The 20,729-nt window shown below is 40.9% G+C and carries 17 protein-coding genes and 1 pseudogene; 15 read left to right on the top strand and 3 right to left on the bottom strand.

Annotated features, from left to right (window positions below; genetic code table 11):
• Nucleotides 1-921 carry an ABC transporter ATP-binding protein gene (locus tag HMPREF2637_RS02520; protein WP_021151675.1) on the bottom strand — a complete coding sequence of 307 codons (921 nt, stop codon included), beginning with the start codon at nt 919-921 and terminating at the stop codon, nt 1-3.
• 249 nt (nt 922-1,170) lie between these two features.
• Here HMPREF2637_RS02520 and HMPREF2637_RS02515 point away from each other — a divergent pair, with 249 nt between their 5' ends.
• From HMPREF2637_RS02515 to HMPREF2637_RS02460, 12 genes and pseudogenes are all read left to right on the top strand, one after another.
• On the top strand, nt 1,171-2,463 hold the full coding sequence (locus HMPREF2637_RS02515) for a PTS sugar transporter subunit IIC (RefSeq protein ID WP_070838968.1): 1,293 nt from the start codon (nt 1,171-1,173) through the stop codon (nt 2,461-2,463).
• Complete coding sequence (locus HMPREF2637_RS02510) at nt 2,450-3,313, top strand: alpha/beta hydrolase (RefSeq protein WP_070438109.1); 864 nt, start codon at nt 2,450-2,452, stop codon at nt 3,311-3,313. Before HMPREF2637_RS02515 ends, HMPREF2637_RS02510 begins: the two co-directional genes overlap by 14 nt.
• 178 nt (nt 3,314-3,491) lie before the next feature.
• On the top strand, nt 3,492-3,941 hold the full coding sequence (locus HMPREF2637_RS02505) for an Rrf2 family transcriptional regulator (RefSeq protein WP_049553619.1): 450 nt from the start codon (nt 3,492-3,494) through the stop codon (nt 3,939-3,941).
• A gap of 133 nt (nt 3,942-4,074) precedes the next feature.
• Nucleotides 4,075-4,929 (top strand): annotated as a pseudogene (locus tag HMPREF2637_RS02500) (VOC family protein).
• A 136-nt stretch (nt 4,930-5,065) separates the two neighbouring features.
• Complete coding sequence (locus HMPREF2637_RS02495; protein WP_070838966.1) at nt 5,066-5,668, top strand: nitroreductase family protein; 603 nt, start codon at nt 5,066-5,068, stop codon at nt 5,666-5,668.
• A 206-nt stretch (nt 5,669-5,874) separates the two neighbouring features.
• Complete coding sequence (locus tag HMPREF2637_RS02490; protein ID WP_070438117.1) at nt 5,875-6,798, top strand: aldo/keto reductase; 924 nt, start codon at nt 5,875-5,877, stop codon at nt 6,796-6,798.
• A 151-nt stretch (nt 6,799-6,949) separates the two neighbouring features.
• Complete coding sequence (locus HMPREF2637_RS02485) at nt 6,950-7,525, top strand: TetR/AcrR family transcriptional regulator (RefSeq protein ID WP_070838964.1); 576 nt, start codon at nt 6,950-6,952, stop codon at nt 7,523-7,525.
• Nucleotides 7,522-8,202: an ABC transporter ATP-binding protein gene (locus HMPREF2637_RS02480; RefSeq protein ID WP_037597976.1), complete on the top strand. Its 681-nt coding sequence runs from the start codon at nt 7,522-7,524 to the stop codon at nt 8,200-8,202. Before HMPREF2637_RS02485 ends, HMPREF2637_RS02480 begins: the two co-directional genes overlap by 4 nt.
• Before the next feature lie 3 nt (nt 8,203-8,205).
• Nucleotides 8,206-9,351 carry an FtsX-like permease family protein gene (locus tag HMPREF2637_RS02475; RefSeq protein ID WP_070838962.1) on the top strand — a complete coding sequence of 382 codons (1,146 nt, stop codon included), beginning with the start codon at nt 8,206-8,208 and terminating at the stop codon, nt 9,349-9,351.
• Between the two features lie 478 nt (nt 9,352-9,829).
• On the top strand, nt 9,830-10,870 hold the full coding sequence (locus HMPREF2637_RS02470) for a hypothetical protein (protein WP_070838960.1): 1,041 nt from the start codon (nt 9,830-9,832) through the stop codon (nt 10,868-10,870).
• A gap of 125 nt (nt 10,871-10,995) precedes the next feature.
• Complete coding sequence (locus tag HMPREF2637_RS02465; protein WP_070838958.1) at nt 10,996-11,358, top strand: hypothetical protein; 363 nt, start codon at nt 10,996-10,998, stop codon at nt 11,356-11,358.
• A gap of 252 nt (nt 11,359-11,610) precedes the next feature.
• Entirely contained in the window at nt 11,611-11,871 is a 261-nt protein-coding gene (locus HMPREF2637_RS02460; protein ID WP_002888017.1) for a SemiSWEET family transporter, read from the top strand.
• Between the two features lie 105 nt (nt 11,872-11,976).
• On the opposite strand, the gene HMPREF2637_RS02455 is transcribed toward HMPREF2637_RS02460, so the two are convergent.
• Nucleotides 11,977-12,459 carry a glutathione peroxidase gene (locus HMPREF2637_RS02455; RefSeq protein ID WP_070838957.1) on the bottom strand — a complete coding sequence of 161 codons (483 nt, stop codon included), beginning with the start codon at nt 12,457-12,459 and terminating at the stop codon, nt 11,977-11,979.
• A 130-nt stretch (nt 12,460-12,589) separates the two neighbouring features.
• Nucleotides 12,590-15,739 carry a KxYKxGKxW signal peptide domain-containing protein gene (locus HMPREF2637_RS02450; RefSeq protein ID WP_070838956.1) on the bottom strand — a complete coding sequence of 1,050 codons (3,150 nt, stop codon included), beginning with the start codon at nt 15,737-15,739 and terminating at the stop codon, nt 12,590-12,592.
• 325 nt (nt 15,740-16,064) lie between these two features.
• On the opposite strand from HMPREF2637_RS02450, the gene HMPREF2637_RS02445 reads away from it, so the two are divergent.
• From HMPREF2637_RS02445 to HMPREF2637_RS02435, 3 genes are all read left to right on the top strand, one after another.
• Complete coding sequence (locus HMPREF2637_RS02445; RefSeq protein WP_070838955.1) at nt 16,065-17,450, top strand: amino acid permease; 1,386 nt, start codon at nt 16,065-16,067, stop codon at nt 17,448-17,450.
• 74 nt (nt 17,451-17,524) lie between these two features.
• Nucleotides 17,525-17,968 carry an ASCH domain-containing protein gene (locus tag HMPREF2637_RS02440; RefSeq protein WP_070838954.1) on the top strand — a complete coding sequence of 148 codons (444 nt, stop codon included), beginning with the start codon at nt 17,525-17,527 and terminating at the stop codon, nt 17,966-17,968.
• Between the two features lie 119 nt (nt 17,969-18,087).
• Nucleotides 18,088-20,679 carry a carbohydrate-binding domain-containing protein gene (locus HMPREF2637_RS02435; protein ID WP_070838953.1) on the top strand — a complete coding sequence of 864 codons (2,592 nt, stop codon included), beginning with the start codon at nt 18,088-18,090 and terminating at the stop codon, nt 20,677-20,679.
• The last annotated feature ends 50 nt before the right edge of the window (nt 20,680-20,729 follow it).

Below are 20,729 nucleotides of genomic sequence, written 5' to 3'. Positions count from 1 at the left end.
CTACCTCCTTTCTGAATCTACTAGTTGTGTGAAGTAGTTTTCTAAGTCTTGACGTTTGTAGTAAATTTCATCGATGTCAACTTCTTGTTTAACCAGCTCTTTGACAATTGCCTTTATAACATGGGATTTGTCAAAAATATGAATTTCATTGTCGCTGTTAACCACTTTGAAGTGTTGATGGAGTTGGTCTTGGAGAATGCGACTAGCCAGGGCTAATTGGTTAGTTTTAAGAACGATATAGTCTTCGCTGAGATGTTCGAATTCGTCCTTAGTGATTTCACGGATGATGTGACCGTGATCAATAATGCCAAAGCGGGTTGAAACTTGATAGAGTTCAGACAAGATATGGCTAGAGATGAGAACTGTCATACCTTGCTCTTCGCTCAATTTTTTAATCATTTGGCGGAATTCTTTGATAGCAACTGGGTCGAGACCATTAATCGGTTCATCTAAAATAAGTAGGTCTGGTTTTGCAATCAGTGCAATAGCGATACCTAGACGTTGCTTCATACCCAGTGAGAAACTACGAAATTTTTTCTTGCCAGTGTGTCCAAGTCCAACTGTATCAAGGATTTCATCAATGACCTTGTCAGGATTTGGAACGTGATGAATCTTGCAGTAGTAACGTAGGTTTTGACGTGCATTGAGATGATTCAGGGCAACTGGTGTTTCAATCACAGAGCCAACACGTTTCAGTGCGTGAGTCCACTCTGATTTGGAGGTAGAGTGGAAGAGGGAAACACTGCCTTGGCTAGGGCGGATGAGTTTAGTGATGACTTTAATCAGTGTTGTCTTACCTGCCCCGTTTCTTCCGATAAGGCCATAGACCTCACCCTTTTCTAAGGTCAGGTTTACATTGTCGAGTGCTAGGTGTTGGCCGTAACGTTTAGTCAGATGTCTGACCTCAAGTACCTTTTTCATGATAAGCCTCCTTTCGCTTATTTGATACCGCTTTCTTTTCATCTTTATTGTAGTATAAAGTCATTAAATAAACATCAAGAAATTCTCAAATATTTCTTAAATTTTTCAAGAAATCATGAAAATGATGGTGACTAAATTCTGAGAGTGTGTGCTTTAACCCACGATTAAGGTAAGGCCTCTCTCTTTGTGCTATAATGAAAGATAACATTGAATGTAAAGTTTATTTTTGCCTTTTACTAGGAGTCTTTTATGATAAACTATTTGGTCCAGAGGTTTCTCTGGTTTCGTGAGCGAGGCTTCGTCCAAATTACGCAGAAAACCTTGGTTTCGCTCTTTCCTTTTTTCTTATTTTCAGGAATTATTCGGGTGATTTCACTATCTGTCTTTTCGGAGCTTGGTTATATTAACCAATTGTTTTCAGTTTCTGACTGGTTACCAGCCTTTAAGATAACTGGGCAGGTGCTCATTAATCTTTCCAACTTTCTTGGTGGCTTAGCCGGGCCCTTATCAACCTACTTTGCAGGAAAATACACAGCTGGTCACTATGGTAGAAGTACTGGTACAGCTGGTGTGACATCCCTTTTGGTTAGCTTAATTATAGGATCGCAGGAGCTGTTGCTGTCACCGCTAAACGATGGTGTTTTGACTCGCATCAATTTACCGGCTTCAATCAACATTATGTTGGCTATCTTTGTGGGCTATCTGGTTGGCCAGATTTTTCGCTTTTCAAGAGCTAGTGATGATCAGATTGTGGACAAAGACTATATTTATCAACCAAAGACCGTCCGTCCCATTTTTTTGTCACTCATTTTAGCTATTGGACTTAACATTCTCTTTGTGATTGGAGAGCAAGATAATGTTTTTCTGACGATTAGGCAGGTTACCTCTACCTTTACTGTAACTGATAATCACCTGTTCTCAACCTTTATGATGGGACTTTTGAACACTTTTTCTGCTTGGATTGGAAATAGTCAGGCTTTTGCCCTAAATTCAATTGCCGAGGATAGTTTTGCCTTGGAAAATTTGACCTATGCTGTTTCCCATCATACGACGACTGGGCTTCCTCACCTTTACACACTAACAAATCTTTATCATAGTTATGGCTTGGTTGCTGGCATTGGCTCAGGGCTAGCCCTCTTGGTTGCTCTGCTTTTAGCATCAACCAGTTATAAGGATAAGAAGGTGAGTCTTCTAAGTGTCTTTCCTAGTCTCTTTAACAATGGGGCTCCATTTATGGTGGGGATACCAGTCTTGCTTAATTTAGTTTATCTGCTTCCTTTCCTACTGGCACCTATGATCAATATGGGCATTGCTGCGGTGGCCTTGGCTATCCATCTTATGCCAGCTGCGGTTTATCCAGTTCCAGATGGTACACCAAGTCTTCTTTACGCCTTTATTGGAACTGGTGGTAGTCTGCGGGCACTTGCTGTTAGCCTGCTCTGTTTTGCGGTTGATGTTGCTATCTTTATTCCCTTTGTTCATCTGTCTAATAAGGTGCAACACGGTTTAAAAGAGGAAGGAGAGAGCAATGAAGTTCAGTAAAAAAACGAAGTTGGTCTTTATCCTTGTCGCTGTCTTTCTCATTGGTTTGGCAGTTCCGTCTTATAGTTGGACCAGGAAAAATGTCAAGGAAATCGAGACTTTCTATAATTCAAAATTGTCTCCTATTATCATGATTCCAGGGAGCTCCGCTACAGAAAATAGATTTGATGGCCTGGTGCGTAAGCTCAATCAAGACCGTCCTGGTGTTAAGCATAGCCTCCTCAAGGTTAAGGTTTGGAACAATGGGCGTATCACCTTTGAGGGTAAAATCAAGGATAAGGATAACGAGCCAGTCATTGTTATTGGATTTGAGAATAACAAAGATGGCTATAACAATATCAAGAAACAAACCAAGATGATGAATCAGGCATTTGAAGCCTTGCAGAATAAATACAATTTCAATAATTTTAAAGGGTTGGGGCATTCAAATGGTGGCTTGATTTATACAGCTTTTATTGAAAATTATCTTAGCGACTACGATGTCAAGATAAATTCTTTGATGACTATCGGAACGCCCTATAATTTCACTGAAACCAATATTAAAAATAAATCGGTCATGCTAGCAGACTTTATAGCTGCTAAGGAGAATATTCCGGCTACTCTACATGTCTATTCGGTAGCGGGAACCATCACCTATGATTCGGACGAATTGGTTCCCGATGCTAGTGTGTCCGCTGGGAAATATATCTATCAGAATCAGGCAAAAAGTTATACTGAAATCACTGTTACAGGTGAAGATGCCCAACACTCGGATTTACCAACCAATGATGAAGTAGTGGAACTAATCAAACAACATATCGAAGGACAAGGTGTTCGTAAGAAGCAAAAGACCAATCTAGAACCTCAATAGGCTAGAATACTATGTATTATTAGTCTAGTTAGTTATTATCAAATACAAAAGAATAGAGTCTACGATGGCTCTATTTTTTGTGTAAGACTAACTCTTTAAGTTGTTGTAACTCCTTGTTTTACAACGTTGGTTTTGTTATAATTGATTGAAAAGAAAAAGATGAATGAGAGGTTCTGATATGCAAATACCAAGTCGCTTTACCATTGCTGTTCATATTTTGACCCTTATAGCACAAAATAAGGGAAATGAAACTAAGCTAACCAGTGATTTAATGGCAGGTAGTGTGGGGGTTAATCCAGTTATTATCCGCAAAACCTTGTCGCAACTGAAGAAAGCAGACTTGATTTCAGTTCAAAGGGGAAGTGGAGGAGCCACATTAGCCAAGGCACCAGAGGAGATTAACCTTTTGCAGGTTTATCGTGCGGTGGATAGCATCGGTCCAAGTGGCAAACTCTTTAGTTTTCATGACAATCCTAATCCAGCGTGTCCAGTAGGACGTAATATCCATGGGATTTTGGATCAGAGCCTAGAAGACGTTCAAATGGCAATGGAAAAAGAACTCGAAAAGAAAACTTTGGCTGGTATTTTAAAGGATGCTAAGGCCAACTGGAAAGAAGCTGGAGCTTGATTTTTAGATTTTAAACTATAAGAAATCGAAAGTTTTTCGGTTTCTTTTTAACTCTAGGTTGTAATAATTAACATTGCAATAAAACTAAGTATAATGATGTCATAGGAATGATTACAATACAGGAGAAAATCATATGACATACGACTACAATAGTAAGATTTACCTCGCAGAAGCGGTACTCAATGTGAATGACTTGGCACGTCAGACAGCCTTTTATACACAGGTTATAGGACTTGAAATCCTATCTCAAACTGCAACAGAAGTTGTTTTGGGTGCTGGTAACAAGCCGCTAGTTCACTTGATTGAAACCAATCGTGAGGAAGCGGTCAAGTCCAGTTATGGTCTCTACCATATGGCAATTTTGTTGCCATCTCGCGAAAATTTGGCAGATGTTTTCAAACATATTGCTGAGCTAGATTATCCATTTGTCGGTGCAGCTGACCACGGTTATAGTGAAGCCCTTTATTTGGAAGACCTTGAAGGCAATGGTATTGAGCTCTATAGAGACAAGCCTGTTGCTGAATGGGATATTCGTGAGGATGGTCGCATCGTTGGTGTAACAGAAGAACTATCAGCTCAAGAAATTTACGAGATGGGACGCAAAGTTGAGCCTTTTGTGATAGCTAAGGATACTCGTATGGGGCATATTCATTTATCGGTCAAAGATAGTCAGCTAGCAACGGCTTTCTATCAGGATGTTTTGGAGCTGGCAGATAAGTTTACCATTTCAAGTGCTAGTTGGATTGCTTCAGGTGATTACCATCACCACTTGGCTGTCAATGAATGAGGTGGCAAAAACTTAGCCAAACGTGACAAAGGGATGATTGGTCTTGCCTACTACGTCCTTGAAGTAGAAGACAAAGAAGATTTGATTACCATAGCAGAACGTGCTAAGAATCGTGGAGCAGAGGTCAAATGGTTATCTTCTAATGCGTTAATCTTCGAGGATAATGATGGTATTTTGACACGGGTAAGAAAAAAATATTAATAATTAGTGATTTTCGAGTCGTAACTATTGACATTACATTTGAAAGGTCTGTAATGGTTATTGTAATCAAAGTTATTACAAATAAGCTTAACAATTTTAACAATTAACATTCATCACAAAGAAAGAGGGAATAACTATGACCTACTTTACAGACTTACAAACAAAACGTCGTTCAATTTATGCTTTGGGAAAAGACCTTGAGCTCTCTAACCAAGAATTGATTGAAACCATTCAAGGGGCTGTTCTTAACACACCGACAGCCTTTAACTCACAAACATCACGTGTGGTGATTTTGCTGGATGAAGAATCAGATGCTTTCTGGAATGAAATCGCTTATTCAGAGCTTGAAAAAGTAACGCCAGCAGAAGCTTTTGAGGCAACAAAAGAACGTTTGGCAGGTTTTGCTCAAGCTAAGGGAACAATCCTCTTCTACGAAGATCAAGATGTAGTGAAAGGCCTTCAAGAGCAATTCCCACTTTACGCTGAAAACTTCCCAATTTGGTCAGAGCAAGGTCATGGAATCGCCCTTTATGCGACGTGGTTGGCTTTGGCTGAGAAGAATATCGGCATGAACGTACAACACTACAACCCACTTGTCGATGCTCAATTGGCTGAAAAATATGACATTCCAGCTAACTGGAAACTCCGTGCTCAAGCACCATTTGGTCAAATCGTTGCACCAGCAGGAGATAAAGACATCCAAACAGAAGGTCGCTTCAAAGTTTTTGGCGACAAATAGTCACTTTAATTTAGTCAGTCAGCTTGCCAGTAGGCTACATACTGACTGAACAAAATCATAATGATAAGACAAAAAATTAGCAGGGTTGAGAAATCTTGTTATTTTTCGATTTTAAGACCAGTTCGTAGATAAATTGTAAAAGAAAGCTAAAATTTGCGATTTGAAACCCTTTTCACTACAATAGAGATACAGAAAAGGAGGCAGAGATGAAGTATATTGATTTTGCTGAAAATGAGCGTTTATCAACCATTGTCCTTGGGATGATGCGGATTAGTCAGATGAGTGAAGATGAGGTGGAGGCCTTGGTGGAGGCAGCCTTGTCGATTGGGATCAACACCTTTGATCTGGCAGATATCTATGGTGATGGCCAGTGTGAGGTCTTGCTTGGGAAGGTTCTCAAGCGCCGTCCGGATCTTCGGAATCAGATGTGGATCCAGTCTAAGTGTGGGATTCGCAAAGATGGTTTTACTTATTTTGATTTTTCTAAGGACTATATTTTGGACTCTGTCGATGGCATCCTCGAGCGCCTCCAGATCGAGCGCTTAGATAGTCTCCTCCTTCACCGACCGGATGCCCTCATGGAGCCTGAAGAAGTGGCAGCAGCTTTTGATTACTTGGAGCAAGCTGGCAAGGTCCGTCATTTTGGGGTGTCCAATCAAAATCCTATGATGATGGAATTGCTCAAAACAGCTGTCAAACAACCCCTCAAGGTCAACCAGTTGCAGTTGAGTGCCGCCTTTACACCGAGCTTTGAAGCTGGTTTTCATGTCAACATGGAAGGGCCAAAAGCAGCCGTGCGAGATGGCAGTGTCTTTGAGTATTGTCGCTTAACCGATACGGTGATTCAAGCCTGGTCTGTCCTTCAGCATGGCTATTTCAAAGGGAACTTTGTCGGCAAGGAAGAGTTTGTAGCCCTCAATCAGGTCCTCAATGACTTGGCGAAGAAATACCAAGTCACTCCGACAGCCATTGCCCTAGCTTGGGTCCTCCGTTATCCAGGTAAGATGCAGGCCGTCATCGGAACGACCAAACCCCAGCATGTCCTTGAAGCGGGGAAAGCAGTAACCGTTACCCTAACGCGCAAGGAATGGTACCAAATCTACTTGGCTGCAGGTAATGATTTGCCTTAGAATAGTTGTTAGTAGACCAGCTCTCACTTGTATTAGTGGGCTGGTTTTTTTGTTTTATGCTTTATAGATTTTTCTTGACAAGTCTTTCTTTATTATGGTACTATTTTAGGAAACAACTGTTGCGCAACAATCATTGCGCGAAAGGAGTCTTATGCCACCAAAGGTTAAATTTAGTAAAGAAGCTATGATTGGGACAGCTTTACAATTGGTGAGAGAAGAGGGCATGGCTAGTTTGACGGCTCGAGCATTAGCGGAGAAACTGGGAGCCACGCCAAGGGTCATTTTTGGGCAATTTGCAAATATGGCTGAGTTACAAGCAGAGGTTATTGTTGCTGCGGAAATGGTAGTGGTGGAATATATACGAAAGGCTTTAGAAGATGAGAAGCCTTTTCGATCTGTCGGGGTTGCTTATATCCTGTTCGCCTCAAAAGAGCCCCAACTCTTTCAGTTGCTTTTCCAAAATCCTAGCAAAGATCCGATTCGTCGTTTTCAAGATTTTCTTCCCATGAAGGATTATAGTTACCAATTGGTTCTGGATTCGATTGTCGCAGACTATCCGTTGACGTTAGAGGAGGCTAGTCGCTTGTACCAGCATTTATTTATCTACTCACACGGGATGGCCTCGATGGTTGCTTCTGGTATTTATCTGTTCAGCATGGAAGAAGTGATTGGTTTATTGACAGAAGTTTGTCAATCTCTCATCAAAGAAATGGTAGGAAAGAAATGATTCAACTAGAAAATGTTCACAAAAGTTATGGCCAAACAAAGGTTTTAAAAGGGATTGATTTGCAGATTCAAGACCAGGATGATGTGGTTATCCTAGGCCCTTCTGGATCAGGAAAGTCCACTCTCTTAAACGTATTATCAGGATTAGAAAAGGTAGACGAGGGGCATATCCTCATTCAAGGGCAGGATTTGTCTCAACTCACGGATGCTCAATTGACAGCTTTCAGACGTGAGAAGATTGCCTTTATTTTTCAGCAGTATTATTTATTACCGAATCTCACGGTCAGACAGAATGTTAAGATGGGAGCTGATCTGGCAAGCAATCATGATTTTTTGAAGATCATCGAGGATTTGGGTCTTGGCGATAAGCTGGACAAGTATCCAAGTGAATTGTCTGGTGGAGAACAGCAGAGAGTCTCCATTGCTCGGGCCTTAGCCAAAAAGCCAGAGATTCTTTTCTTAGATGAGCCGACTGGGGCCCTGGATGAAGAAACAGGGCGCAAGATTCTCGACTATATCTGGAAATTAAAGGAAAAGTTGGGCTTTACCTTAATCATGGTGACGCACAACCAAAATATTGCGGATATGGCCAGAACCATCATTCGTGTCAATAGTGGCAAGATTACCCAAGTTGTGACCAATGATCAGCCTCAGACTGCCTATGAGATTGGATGGTAAGCCATGTTTTCAGTAAAAGATATTCGAAAATTAGTTGTCGTCAGTATCATTGGGGCTTGTGCGGTCTTTGTGGCTAATCTTTTCTTGAATTTTTATCTTGATATCGAGCAGTTGGAGATTTCTAAAATCAATCCGATGATTCAGACCTACTATGATGCCCAGGTTTCGCTATCTTGGATGGTGGCCATGGTCAGTGGGGTTGTCTTGTCCTTGACGTCGATCCTTCTCATGTGTTTTTATATCAAACAATTTGTCGATGACCACAAGGAACAATTAGGGATTTTAAAGGCTTTGGGCTATAGCAATGGCCAGTTGGCGAAACGATTTTGGGCTTTTGGACTTAGTTTTGGAGTTGGAGCACTTCTTGGATATTTCGCTTCTTTTCTTATGATGGGTCATTTTTATGACTTTCGAAATGAAAAGGGAATTCTTCCAGAAATTACCATTCATTTTCACTGGCAGCTCTTGCTTGCTTTGGTGATCCTGCCAACGACCTTTTTTATGCTTCTCGCGATTGGCTATGCTAGAAGACAATTACAAACGCCGGCCCTTCGCTTATTGAAAAAATCTCCAACACCGATTAAGATCAAAAGGAGAAAAAGTGCTCCTAAGAAAGAAAAATCCTTCCTAAAAGAGCTGTCTTCGTCGCTGATTTGGGGGAGAAAATCGATCCTGTTTTTTGTAGTCTTTGGCTCCATGTGTTTCGCGGCTATGGTTCAATTGTCTTTTGGCCTAAGGGACTACACAGATGACATCATCCAAACCATGATGATTATGATTGGCCTGATCCTTTCTTTCTCGATTCTCTTTTTGTCATTGGGGATTGTGGTTTCAGAAAGTCGCGAAACCTTGGCCTTGATGAAGGCTTTTGGCTACACCGATCGTGAATGCCAAAGTCATATTCTCGCTCCTTATCGTTTCTGGGCTTATCTAGGATTCATTCTTGGGACGGCTTATCAATATGGCATCATGGAAATTTTGATCGGTGTGATCAAAGACACGGTGCCTGAAAAGATTGAGCACAACTTTGACTGGAATGTGTGCTTTTGGACCTTGCTCGGTTTTGCGGTGATTTATGAAAGCCTCTTTTATCTATCTAACAGAAAACTCCAAAAACAAACCATCAAAGAAGTACTCTTAGCAGAATGATTTCGTTACAATTAATCAGAAAGAGTCTATTATTCTAAGGAGCAAAAGATAGTATTATGAAAAATTGATCTCTTCATTCTGTGAAGTTGCTAGTACTGTACTAGTAACTTCTTTTTGTGACCTTCATTTTTAAGTAGCTGAGAACATGTTGTAGAGTTTTAACAGTCGAATGTCTTCTTTGGATAGCTTAAGTTTTTGAGAAAAGTATTGAAATACTATTCTGTCCAGTCTTGAAAATGTTATTTTTACCACTAAAAACCTATTTTTTATAATGTATTTATCATACATTAAATGACATAAAACACTGTGTTTTGTGTCATTTTATTTTTGTAGTAAATTTTGAGAAATGAATACTTTTGGTATACGCACATTAGACTACGTTTTTAGCTGTTTTCGAGGTTGAATCTCTTATTTTTCTGTGCAATAATAATGGCATCAAAGATGTTATCTGAGTTATAAAAATGAGAGGAGACTTAATATGAAAACACTTGATGTAGAGTCAGTTAAAACTTTAATTCAGTCACGACTTAGCAAGAATGAGAAACTGTTATCGTGTTCACAAGCTCATGGAACTGAGTCAATCTATGTTGCCATTACTAAAGACACCTATTATTACAAGATTTTTCGTTTGAGTGGTCATCAAGCATTACAATCTTTTGGACAAGAGACTGTTTCTAACCGTCATAGTGACTTTTGGCTTAAGTCGTCTATCAGTGATTTGCTTTATAAAGAAGGAAACTGGTATTACTTTGATCAGAGTCAGTATCTGGCTTTGAGACTTCTTCAATCTTTACAGTCGGAGGGTGTCCATGTACGTCTCTATAAACCTAAAGATCCTCAATTTTACATTTTTGTGCCAGATTCGAAAAAGGGATCGGGTCTCAAGTACCAATTTAATCAGACTTATCAAAAGACCTTAAAGAAACTGTTAAGGGGTGGGCTCTTGGCATGTCATCAAAGGAAACTGGTATATTTGACAAAGGCAGCGTATGCTTACTTGGAAGTAATGCGAAAGGATAATGATTTTCAGAATGCATGGCAGCAGTTATCTAAAAGCGCCCATCTAGAGAAGTTACCAGAACACAATACCTATATTAGTCAGGTGACTTATCGTTTATCAAAGCAGGAGTTACATTATAAGCTCTCAGGTCAATCTATTGAGCCACCAAAAATTTATGGAGCAAATGCTCAACGCTCAATCTTTAAGCGACTTAGAAATCATTTAATTTATTCAATTAAAACATTTTTGAAAAAGAAAGTGGACCAAGTTTTATCCTGTTTGAAGCAAACTTTCTCTAGTAAGGTAAAACGTCTCGAGGCCCCCCAAGCAGTTAGCTTGGAACGAAAAAATCCTATTAATATTTTGTCAAAATCAAAGCTCAATAATGAGAGGGATAGTATCAAACAGGCATGGGAAGCTAATATTAATCATCGTTCAAATGAAAATATCAAAGGTTTAGTTTCAAGTGATACTTTGGACAAGTTAGCTCAATTTAGGCAGACACTTTCTGAGGGATAGAAAGGAGATATCATGTCAAATGATTTGACTAAAGGCTGGCGTGCACCGCCAGTAGGATAATAGATAAATAAACGTACATGTCGAGACTATGTGTCTCAAGCAATAAGAGGATTAGGAGTATATAAATGAGTTTTCAAATTGGTGGTGTCAGTTCAACAGGTAAAATTTTGTCATGGGGTGGCCATTCAGTAGCTATTAACAAGATTAATGCCGTCGATGTCGTTTGTGACAAGCGTGCATTTCCGAAAATTGCTCTTTTGGGAGTATTTCTGGGATTGATTTTCTTAGGAAAGGATCCGTTTTTGGGGCTTTTATTGCTTGGTATTTGTGGCTTCTGGCTTTACTGGTGGTCTAACCACATTTACCACAATTACTGTGTCCGTATGAAGACGAGCTCTTCACAACCGTTCTATATTAATTTTGGTGATAATGCGGTCATGGCCCGTCAGGTTTGTAGGGCGATTGTTGAGGAAATGTCGGTATTATAACCATTTGAAGACCACTATGAAGGTCTTTTTTCTTATGAAAATGCTACATAAGAGACTAAATTCACTATCACAAGACTGAGACCAATCACAATCTTGTGATAGTTTACATGTTTTTAACATTGCCCCAAAATTCTTGAATTCTCTATTGTAAAAGCGTAAGATAGACACTGTTTTAATTCTAGTGCATTAAAACATGCCTTGTAATATTTTTTAAGATGTACAAGGAAAGAATTTATAAAAGAGGAGTCTCGAATGTCAGATAAACAAATGAAAACCCTTGGTTGGGTAGCAACCTTTATGTCAGTAATGATGTACGTATCTTACGTACCACAAATCATGGACAATTTGTCTGGTCATAAAGGAAACTTTATCCAACCTTTGGTAGCGGCTATCAACTGTAGCCTTTGGGTTTACTATGGTCTCTTTAAAAAAGAACGTGACCTTCCCCTTGCTGCTGCAAATGCGCCAGGTATCATCTTTGGATTGATTACAGCATTGACAGCTTTGTTCTAAAATAAAGCGAAATTTCTTTCTATACTATTTTTCTTAACGCAGAAAACGAGAGCAGAACTAGCGACCGTCAGTGATTGTCGTTCTAGTTTTACTCTCGTTTTATTTTTAGTTATTAAGAAGAACCTTGATAGCATCTTCCATTTTTAGTGGATCAGTTTTGGAAGAAAAGCGTTCTAGGACTTTACCTTCACGGTTAATCAGAAACTTTGCAAAGTTCCACTCAATTCTAGCCCCAAGGGGTCCGGATTTTTCTTTTTTAAGCCACTCAAAAAGTGGCTCTGCTTCCTTACCATTGACCTTGATTTTGGCAAAACGAGGGAAGGTCGTATGGTAATTGAGGGTGCAAAAGCTATTGATTTCTTCAGCACTACCAGGTGCCTGTCCCATAAACTGATTACAAGGAAAATCAAGAATCTCGAATCCTTGGTCTTTGTATTTGTCATAAAGTTCCTGCAAGCCCTGATATTGCGGCGTCAAACCACACCCTGTTGCTGTATTGACGATTAAGACGACCTTGCCCTTATAGTCCTGGAGAGACACGGGTTGGTCAGCTTGATCTGAAACTGTAAAATCGTATAAGGATGTCATAGAAAATCTCCTTTTATTTGTTTGAGACTATTATAGCAAAAATAGAGACATAAGAAATGTACTCTTACAGTATAGCTTTTAGCATTTCCCCACCAAAAAACCAAGACTTTCGTCTCGGTTTCATCTCATCTTAAGACACCACATGTCCATCTTTATTGAAGGTATAGAGTTTACCGTCGATGAGGACAGAGCGGTTAGTGTATTTTTCTCCTGTTTTAGGGTCGAAATAGTAGGTGTAATTATCAACTGTGACAAAGCGTCCTAGGACTTGTTTGCCTTCAGCGTCGAAGTAGAGGACCTTGCCGTCAACTTCTTGGAAGCCGGTCACTTTCTCACCTTTGTCATTGTAATAATAGTTGTCGCCCTTATCGTAGACGATACGATTGCGGTAGGCAGGTTCACCCTTGCGGTCAGCAACTACGCCATTGTCATCAGCATTATAGGCTCTATCTCCAATGACAAAACGTCCTGTTTCAAGGTTTCCGCTAGCTCGGAAGTAGTAGTCCTTGCCGTCGATGGTTTGCCAACCAGTAAGAGCAGCCCCGTCGTTACCATAGTAGCGTGTTGGGTAGTATGGGAAGCGTGGAGAACCTTCGTAATTATATGATTTTGAAAAGGCGTTGCGTGTCATGATACCAGTCAGTTGGTCAAATTGGTAAGTTCTATCGTTGATTGTAACCTCTGTGCCTTTGGCTTGGCGGCCATCTTCATAGAAATAGTAAGTGACGCCATCAAAGGTCTTCAAGCCAGTGACTTTTTGACCATTTTCATAGAGATAACTTGTACCGCTACGATCCGTCTGCAATTGGTCAAAGTGGATGGCTTTTTCTTTTGCCGCATCAATACCCTTGGCATCAAAATTAAAGGTTACGCCACGATAAGTAAGGGCCTTGTTGGTTGTTGCAATGGCAACGTTTGTGGTCACATTTTGGCCATTTGGTGCTGTGAAGGTCATTGGTGTTGAGTCGAAATGGTAGAGGTGCCCATTAAGAATGTCCCATTGGTCAATAGTTGACCATTGTGATTGTCGGACACTGCTATATTTAGATCCAAGAATCTTACCATCATATTGATAAGGACCTTCTTTGATTTTACCATCAGTATCTGTGATATAGACGTCTTTAAGTTCATAATCATTTTCACCAGTACGCTTGAACTCAGGATAGAGACCGTTTGTCAAGAGTTTTCCATCTGTGCTAAAGAGCTGAGAGTTGACAACTCCTGTGTAGAGACTTCCTTTAGAGGTATCATTATCAGAATAGTCGCTACCGTAGTAACGGTTGCCATCAACTTCAAACCAACCTGTCTTGAAGGCACCATCACTTCCTGCGTAGTAGATTGTTTCAGAGAAGTCACCGTAATGGTCAGTGGATGTATCATGATAAAAGGCGTTTCGAAGAACAGCACCGGTGTCTTTGCTGGCGAAATAGTGTTTATCACCTATGGTGAAGAAAGCACCTCGGACTTGTTGGCCCTTATCGTTAAAGTAGTAGAGGTCCTTGTTAATAGTTTGTAAACCAGTGACCTTTTTACCATTAGCATCATAGTAGTACCATTCTTGATCGCTACCTTGAACAAATTGGTTTCGATTTGAGGTTTGAGCAGTTTTAAGAGTCGCCACACCATTGCTATCAAAGTTATAGACCGTACCGTTTAAGGTAAGTGAGCGATTAACCCACTTGTCACCTGTATTTGGATCGAAGTAGTAGGTTTTGCCGTCAATAGTAACCAGTTGTCCCTTGGCTTGGACACCATATTCGTGGAAATAAAGGTTCTGTCCGTTAATGGTTTGGAAACCAGACACGGCTTTACCATCAGCTCCGAAGTAGTACCAAGAGTTATCTCTATTAACGAATTGGTTGGTTACTGGATTTCCATTGTCTTTGTCGAAATAGTAGATATCGTTATCGTAGTAAAGGAAGTCCCCTTTGACTTGTTGACCACTATCATTGAAGTAGTGAAGGCTACCATCTACCGTTTGAAAGCCATGAAGCGCTTTACCGTCTTTACCAAAGTAATACCAATTCCCCTTGTCGTCAGAAACATAGCGATTGGTTACCATGATACCAGTCTTAGGATCAAAGTAATACTGTTGTCCGTTCAGGTTTTGAACGCTTGTCTTGTAGTCAGCTTGGCTACGGTCTAGGAATTCGGTGCGGAAACCAAATGGGGCTGAGAAGCCTTTAGTTGCCTTGTAATTGTCGAAGTAGTACCAGTTGCCCGACTTATCTGAGACAAAGACAGAATCAGGTTGATTACCAGTAGCATCAAAGTAGTAAAGATTGCCATTCTCAGTGATGAAGTCATCTTTTACCATCTTGCCATCTTTGTCGAAGTAGTAGTAACCAAAGTATTTATGGTTTGCATAATCAAGATATTGGCGACCTGTTACACGACGTCCATTGTCTTTATCGAAATAGTAGCTATCACCATTAATAGTAATGATTTCATTTTTAGCTTGTCGACCGTCTTCGTGGAAGTAGAGGTTAAAGCCATCGATGTTCTGAGCACCAGTGACGGGTTTGCCATCTTTGCCGAGGTAATACCAGTTGTGGTTGTTGTCTTCAATAAACTGGTTGCGTTTGTTCGTTTCAGGTAGAACTGCTGTCAAACGACCTTGGGCATCAGCATTGTAGGCTTGACCATCGATGTTGATAGAGGTATTGGTTACCTTACGTCCATTGGCTTTGTCATAGTAGTAAGATTGTCCATTTTCAGTGATAATCTCACCCTTGGCTTGCTTGCCATCCTCGTGGAAATAAAGGTCGAAATGGTCAACGTTTTGGGCACCTGTCAGATTTTTCCCGTCTTTAAGGTAGTACCAGTTGCCCTCAGCATCGCTCTTGAATTGACCGCCAGAAACGACAGCAGTTTCAACAGATTCCGGTGCTTGGCTATTCACGTCAGTAGCTGTGTTAGCTATTTCTGAAGTTGAAGTAGCAGTTCTCGTTTCGCCACTAGACAAATTGTAAGTGCTACTTGCTTGGTCTTCTTTAAGGACTGGCTGCTTATCAGTTGTGACAGTAGCAGTTGTATCACTTGCCTTATTGGTTGCGACTTGATCAGCTTTTGTCGTAGCAACAGTTGTTTCTGTGACGACAAGATCAGGATCCTGACTGACGCTTTCAGGCGTGCTAGCTGAGGTAACTTGATTTGTAGCTTGCTCGTCGGCAGAGACACTAACGCCAATCAATGAGGCACCAAGTGCCAAACCAGACACGGCAATGGTAACCCATTGTTTTTTCACTTTATGAAGTTTAAAATGAACTTTATTTTCCATAAAAGTTCCCCTTTTCCTTTTTAATGACCCCATTCTAACATCTTTCATTAGAAGAATCAAACGCATTCATAAGATTTTCATGTTTTTTTCTAAAAATTGAAAATTCTTTCGAGATAAGGATTTTAGAAACAAAATGAATGCTAAAGAACCACTTTAGCAAGTTTCTTTTGATAGAGATGTATGTAAAATTAAAAAGCAACCACTGGGAGTCCTCATTTTTGGCATAGCATTCAACAATAAAAGTATAAAAATACAGAAAGAGGCCCTTTTAGGCCAAGAAATATGGTATAATAGTTCGGTATTTCGCAAAAAATGGAGTATAAAAATGAGTATTTTTCGTAAAAAGGATGTTGGTCTCGCTCAGACTGAGATGAAACGACATCTGACCCTTAGGGATGTAGTCCTTCTGGGAATCGGTGCCATGGTCGGAACCGGTATCTTTACCATTACTGGTACCGCGGCATCGACTCTGGCTGGCCCTGCTCTGATTATTTCAGTCTTGATTTCAGCCGTGTGTGTTGGGATGTCAGCGATTTTCTTTGCTGAGTTTGCCTCACGTTACCCATCAGCCGGTGGTGTCTATGGTTACCTCTATGCTGTCTGGGGTGAGTATCCTGCCTGGATGGGTGGCTGGTTGACCATGATTGTCTTTATGAATGCCGTATCCAGTGTTGCCTCTGGTTGGGGTGCCTACCTCAAGGGGCTACTGGCTAGCTTTGGTCTTAAGTTGCCTCATGCCATCAGTGGGCCTTTTAATCCCAGTCAAGGCACTTACATAGACCTCTTGCCAGTCTTGGTCTTGGTCTTGGTGACAGCTCTTCTTCTCATGAATTCTAAGCAGGCTTTACGTTTGAACTCCCTATTGGTAGTGCTCAAGTTTTCAGCCTTGGCGGTCTTTATCTTGGTTGGCCTCTTCCATTTGAATCCTAGCAACTGGGCAGATTTTGCACCATTTGGCTTTGGTCAAATTTATGGGGGAAAAACTGGTATTATGGCAGGTGCCTCTCTCATGTTCTTTGGTTTCCTTGGTTTCGAGTCTATCTCTATGACGGTAGACGAGATTAAAGAGCCGCAAAAGAACGTTCCTCGAGGTATCGTTCTTGCCTTGATTATCGTGGCTTCACTTTATGCAGTGGTTTCGCTAGTCTTGACAGGAGTGGTTCACTATACCAAGTTGAATGTTGATGATGCCGTGGCTTATGCTCTTCGCTATATCGGTATTTCTTGGGCAGCCAACTACGTCTCTGTCGTTGCTATTATGACCTTGATTACGGTATGTATTTCAATGGCCTATGCCCTTAGTCGTATGGTTTATAGCCTGGCGCGTGATGGTTTCCTTCCCCAAACCTTCCAAAAGGTTTCAAAGACTAATAAGGTTCCACATCATGCGACACTTTTGACAGGCGTATTGTCAGCTATCTCGGCAGGTATCTTCTCCTTGGCCAATATGGCATCCTTGGTTAACATTGCGACCTTGGCTTACTTAGTTCTCTTGGCTATTGCTCTCATTATTCTTCGTAAGGACAAGGGCTTGCCACAGAAGGACGAGTTCAAGGTTCCATTTGTTCCTGTCTTGCCCATTATTTCAATTATCGTCTGCCTCTCCTTTATGAGTCAGTACAGTTGGCAGACATGGTTAGCTTTTGGTTTAGCAGTGCTAATCGGTTCAGTTATCTATGCCTTTTACGGTTACAAACATTCTAAGTATTAAGATGAAAATGATAGTGCCATCTGGCCTATCATTTTTTGATATAATGGAGGGAAAGTAAAAGCAGGAGTAGATTGATGAAATCAGACCAGATGTGGCAAGCCTATAAGATTTTAAATCAGTCAATCGGAGATAAGATTGATGCCTGGGCCTTTGGCGTGGAAGCAGATTATTTGGCAGAACTCGTATTGATGGGGCAAAAGACAGCAACCAGTTCAGCTTTTGACTTGTATACAGTGGGGAATGAACCGTTGCCCAAAGAAAATGAAATGAGCGTCATTCTTGATAGTAAGGAGAATGCTATTTGTATTATTGAAACGACGAAAGTTGAGGTCATCCCATTTAAAGAGGTTTCTGAAAACCATGCCTACAAGGAAGGTGAAGGAGATCGAACCTTAGCTTACTGGCAAAAGCTTCATGAGAATCTCTTTAGCAATTGGTTGCATGAGGTTGGACTACATTTTAGTCAGGACAGTCTAGTTGTGTTGGAAGAATTTAGAGTGGTTTACCCTATAGAATGAAAGTTCCAAAGTTTTTGGGATTTTTTTACTTTAAGGAAAGATTAACCTTTCTTTAAGTCTTGTCTTAGGTTTCTTGTGTTTAATAGAGTCATCTCAAAAGTAAGAAAGAGGTCTAAGATATGACATACAAACATAGCAAACAAACACAAGAACGTTACGCCATTAAAAAATCATCAAAATGGAAAACAGCGGGTTCAGTCCTAGTAGCGAGCTTAATTTTTGGTAGCTCGGTCGTCTTAAATGAAAATAAGGCTTCAGCCGATGAGACTAACACCGAATCAACACTCTCAACGGTTACGACGGGTGAAACCACTGCCGATTTGATTGAAGAAAGTGTGCAGACAGAAGATTCGTCAAATACTACTGAAACAAGTACAGACACTGATACAAGTACTACAACTACAACTTCCGACACGGCTTCGTCAGCAACAAGTTCAACATCCGACACAACAGATACATCGTCAAGTAGTGAAATATCTAATCAGTCAAGCACATCCTCAACTTCAGAAGCAAGTTCTTCTGAAACTGCTGCAACAACAACTAATGAAACTTCAGAAACGGCTACAACTACTACAGATGAAAACAGTAGCACTCATACAAGCACAAGCTCCACTGAAGCGACTGCTTCAGAGACAGCTTCAGTTTTAACCAACAATGCTTCAGATACTACATCTGAGACAACAACAACTGAGTCTAGCAGTGATGATTCAGAAAGCACAACGACCACGATTACCTTTAATGGGACAACTGTGGTAACAAGTGATAGTAGCACAGTAACAGTTGACGGCACTACCGTTACCATTAATCAATCAGGTTCATATACTCTAACAGGTAATGGCTCAAGTTACACTATTATTGTGGCTGGTAGTGTGACGGATCCAGTTACAATCTACTTGGATGGAGTGACCTTAACAGATTCCTCAATCACTTCTAGTTCCTCAGCAGAATTGACAGTGAATGTCCTTTCAGACAGTTCCATTTCTTCAACCTCTGCCAATGCCATCGAAGCAGCGGGAGCTTTGACCATCACCAGCGGTACTGGAAGTAGCTTGACCCTTTCAAGTACTGAAAAGCACGCCATTAAGGCTGACAGTGTAACGGTTGACTCTGTAACGCTTGATTTGACTTCTGAGGCCAAGGATGGCATCAATGCAACGACAGCTGTAACCATTAAAAATGCCACAGTCAACATCACGGCAACTGATGATGGTATTCAAGTCGAAGACGAAACAGATGTGAATAGTGGTGACTTGACAATTACCGACTCAACGGTAACGATTAATGCGACTGATAAAGGTATCACGGTTACGGATGAATTGACCATTGAAGGCAATTCTAAAGTAACGGTCGTGGCAGGTGACGAAGGCCTTGAAGGACGTTATATTAACTTGACAGGTGGAACTGTTGACATCACTGCTGGAGATGACGGTATTAACGCCACTGAGTGGACGACCAAGGACAGTGCAGACACTTCAAGCCTAACCAACTCGACTTCTGATTTGGAAAATGAAGTTGCCATCAATATTGACGGTGCAACGGTTACAATCCTAGCAGACGGTGATGGTATTGACAGTAACGGGAATGTGACAGTTAAAAGTGGTTCTCTCTATGTCGCTCAGACAAGTGCAGATAATGCCGCTATCGACTATGATGGGACAGGTATTATCTCGGGTGGTACTGTATGGGCTATTGGTAACCAAGGAATGGCTCAGGCCTTTACAACGGGTTCGAGCCAATCTTATATCATGGCCAACATTTCAGGTAGTGCAGGGGACACCATCACAGTCACTGATAGCTCTGGAAATGTTGTTGCCACAACGACAGCGACGTCTTCATTTGGAAATGTAGTCTTTAGTACCGAGAGTCTAACTTCGGGTGAAACCTATACCATCACGACCTCAAGTGGTTCAAGTGCCACTGCAACAGCTACTGAAGAAGGCACAAACAACGGTCCTGGTGCAGGTGGAATGGGTGGATTCCCAGGTGGAAGCTTTGACAATACCTCAATGTCTGATAATTTCGGAGGCTATGGGGGACCGACTAGCTATGGCGGAAGCTCAACTAATACTGGTAGCATTAACACACCATGGGGCCAATCTGGTTCAATAAGTTCTGAGAATACGTCTAGCACAAGTACTACAAGTTCAACAAGTCAGACGTCTAATACAGGACGTCCAACTCCACCAAACTTTGCAAGTCAAACAAGTAACTCAACGTCTCCAAATGTGAGTAGCACAACTTCTACGACAGCAAGTAGCACAAGCCCATCAGCTCAAGGCTCATCAAGGACTAATGCTTCAGACCCTGAAGTAACATCATTGATGTCTGAAGTAGCAGTTGCAAATCAGTCAGCAGAAGTACAGCCCGCACAGGCAAGGACAGATAAGACAAGTAGCACCCAACAACAAAATCAAGAGACTGCTGAGAAGTTGAATAAGATTCCTACTCAAAATCAAACTTCTGAAGCATCAAAAGGTCAGTCAAGCTTGAGTCAAAAGGAAAATGTTAGCTCAGTTGTACAAACTAATTTTGCCCAGAAACAACATACAAGTTCTAAGGCTAATCAGTCTGCTAAAAGTTCACAAAGTAGCCAAGCAAACCAATCAACGTTACCAGATACTGGTGATGTGAGTAGCTTGGGATTAGGTGCATTAGGGGCTGTACTTATGACAGCATCATTTGCACTTAAAGGAAGCAAGCATTCTCGTTAGTAATTTTAGTTTAGAAAACAAATAAAAAAAGAAGTTCTCTTGCCAAATGG

Source organism: Streptococcus sp. HMSC065H07, from assembly GCF_001837325.1.
GTDB classification, from domain to species: domain Bacteria; phylum Bacillota; class Bacilli; order Lactobacillales; family Streptococcaceae; genus Streptococcus; species Streptococcus salivarius_H.
This window is presented reverse-complemented; position numbering and strand designations above follow the sequence as displayed.

Excerpts from the sequence above, each read along its gene's own strand:
- HMPREF2637_RS02450 (WP_070838956.1), bottom strand. The coding sequence starts at position 15,739 with ATGGAAAATAAAGTTCATTTTAAACTTCATAAAGTGAAAAAACAATGG.
- HMPREF2637_RS02515 (WP_070838968.1), top strand. The coding sequence starts at position 1,171 with ATGATAAACTATTTGGTCCAGAGGTTTCTCTGGTTTCGTGAGCGAGGC.
- HMPREF2637_RS02470 (WP_070838960.1), top strand. The coding sequence starts at position 9,830 with ATGAAAACACTTGATGTAGAGTCAGTTAAAACTTTAATTCAGTCACGA.
- HMPREF2637_RS02460 (WP_002888017.1), top strand. The coding sequence starts at position 11,611 with ATGTCAGATAAACAAATGAAAACCCTTGGTTGGGTAGCAACCTTTATG.
- HMPREF2637_RS02440 (WP_070838954.1), top strand. The coding sequence starts at position 17,525 with ATGAAATCAGACCAGATGTGGCAAGCCTATAAGATTTTAAATCAGTCA.
- HMPREF2637_RS02435 (WP_070838953.1), top strand. The coding sequence starts at position 18,088 with ATGACATACAAACATAGCAAACAAACACAAGAACGTTACGCCATTAAA.
- HMPREF2637_RS02520 (WP_021151675.1), bottom strand. The coding sequence starts at position 921 with ATGAAAAAGGTACTTGAGGTCAGACATCTGACTAAACGTTACGGCCAA.
- HMPREF2637_RS02510 (WP_070438109.1), top strand. The coding sequence starts at position 2,450 with ATGAAGTTCAGTAAAAAAACGAAGTTGGTCTTTATCCTTGTCGCTGTC.
- HMPREF2637_RS02445 (WP_070838955.1), top strand. The coding sequence starts at position 16,065 with ATGAGTATTTTTCGTAAAAAGGATGTTGGTCTCGCTCAGACTGAGATG.
- HMPREF2637_RS02485 (WP_070838964.1), top strand. The coding sequence starts at position 6,950 with ATGCCACCAAAGGTTAAATTTAGTAAAGAAGCTATGATTGGGACAGCT.
- HMPREF2637_RS02490 (WP_070438117.1), top strand. The coding sequence starts at position 5,875 with ATGAAGTATATTGATTTTGCTGAAAATGAGCGTTTATCAACCATTGTC.
- HMPREF2637_RS02455 (WP_070838957.1), bottom strand. The coding sequence starts at position 12,459 with ATGACATCCTTATACGATTTTACAGTTTCAGATCAAGCTGACCAACCC.
- HMPREF2637_RS02480 (WP_037597976.1), top strand. The coding sequence starts at position 7,522 with ATGATTCAACTAGAAAATGTTCACAAAAGTTATGGCCAAACAAAGGTT.
- HMPREF2637_RS02475 (WP_070838962.1), top strand. The coding sequence starts at position 8,206 with ATGTTTTCAGTAAAAGATATTCGAAAATTAGTTGTCGTCAGTATCATT.
- HMPREF2637_RS02505 (WP_049553619.1), top strand. The coding sequence starts at position 3,492 with ATGCAAATACCAAGTCGCTTTACCATTGCTGTTCATATTTTGACCCTT.
- HMPREF2637_RS02465 (WP_070838958.1), top strand. The coding sequence starts at position 10,996 with ATGAGTTTTCAAATTGGTGGTGTCAGTTCAACAGGTAAAATTTTGTCA.
- HMPREF2637_RS02495 (WP_070838966.1), top strand. The coding sequence starts at position 5,066 with ATGACCTACTTTACAGACTTACAAACAAAACGTCGTTCAATTTATGCT.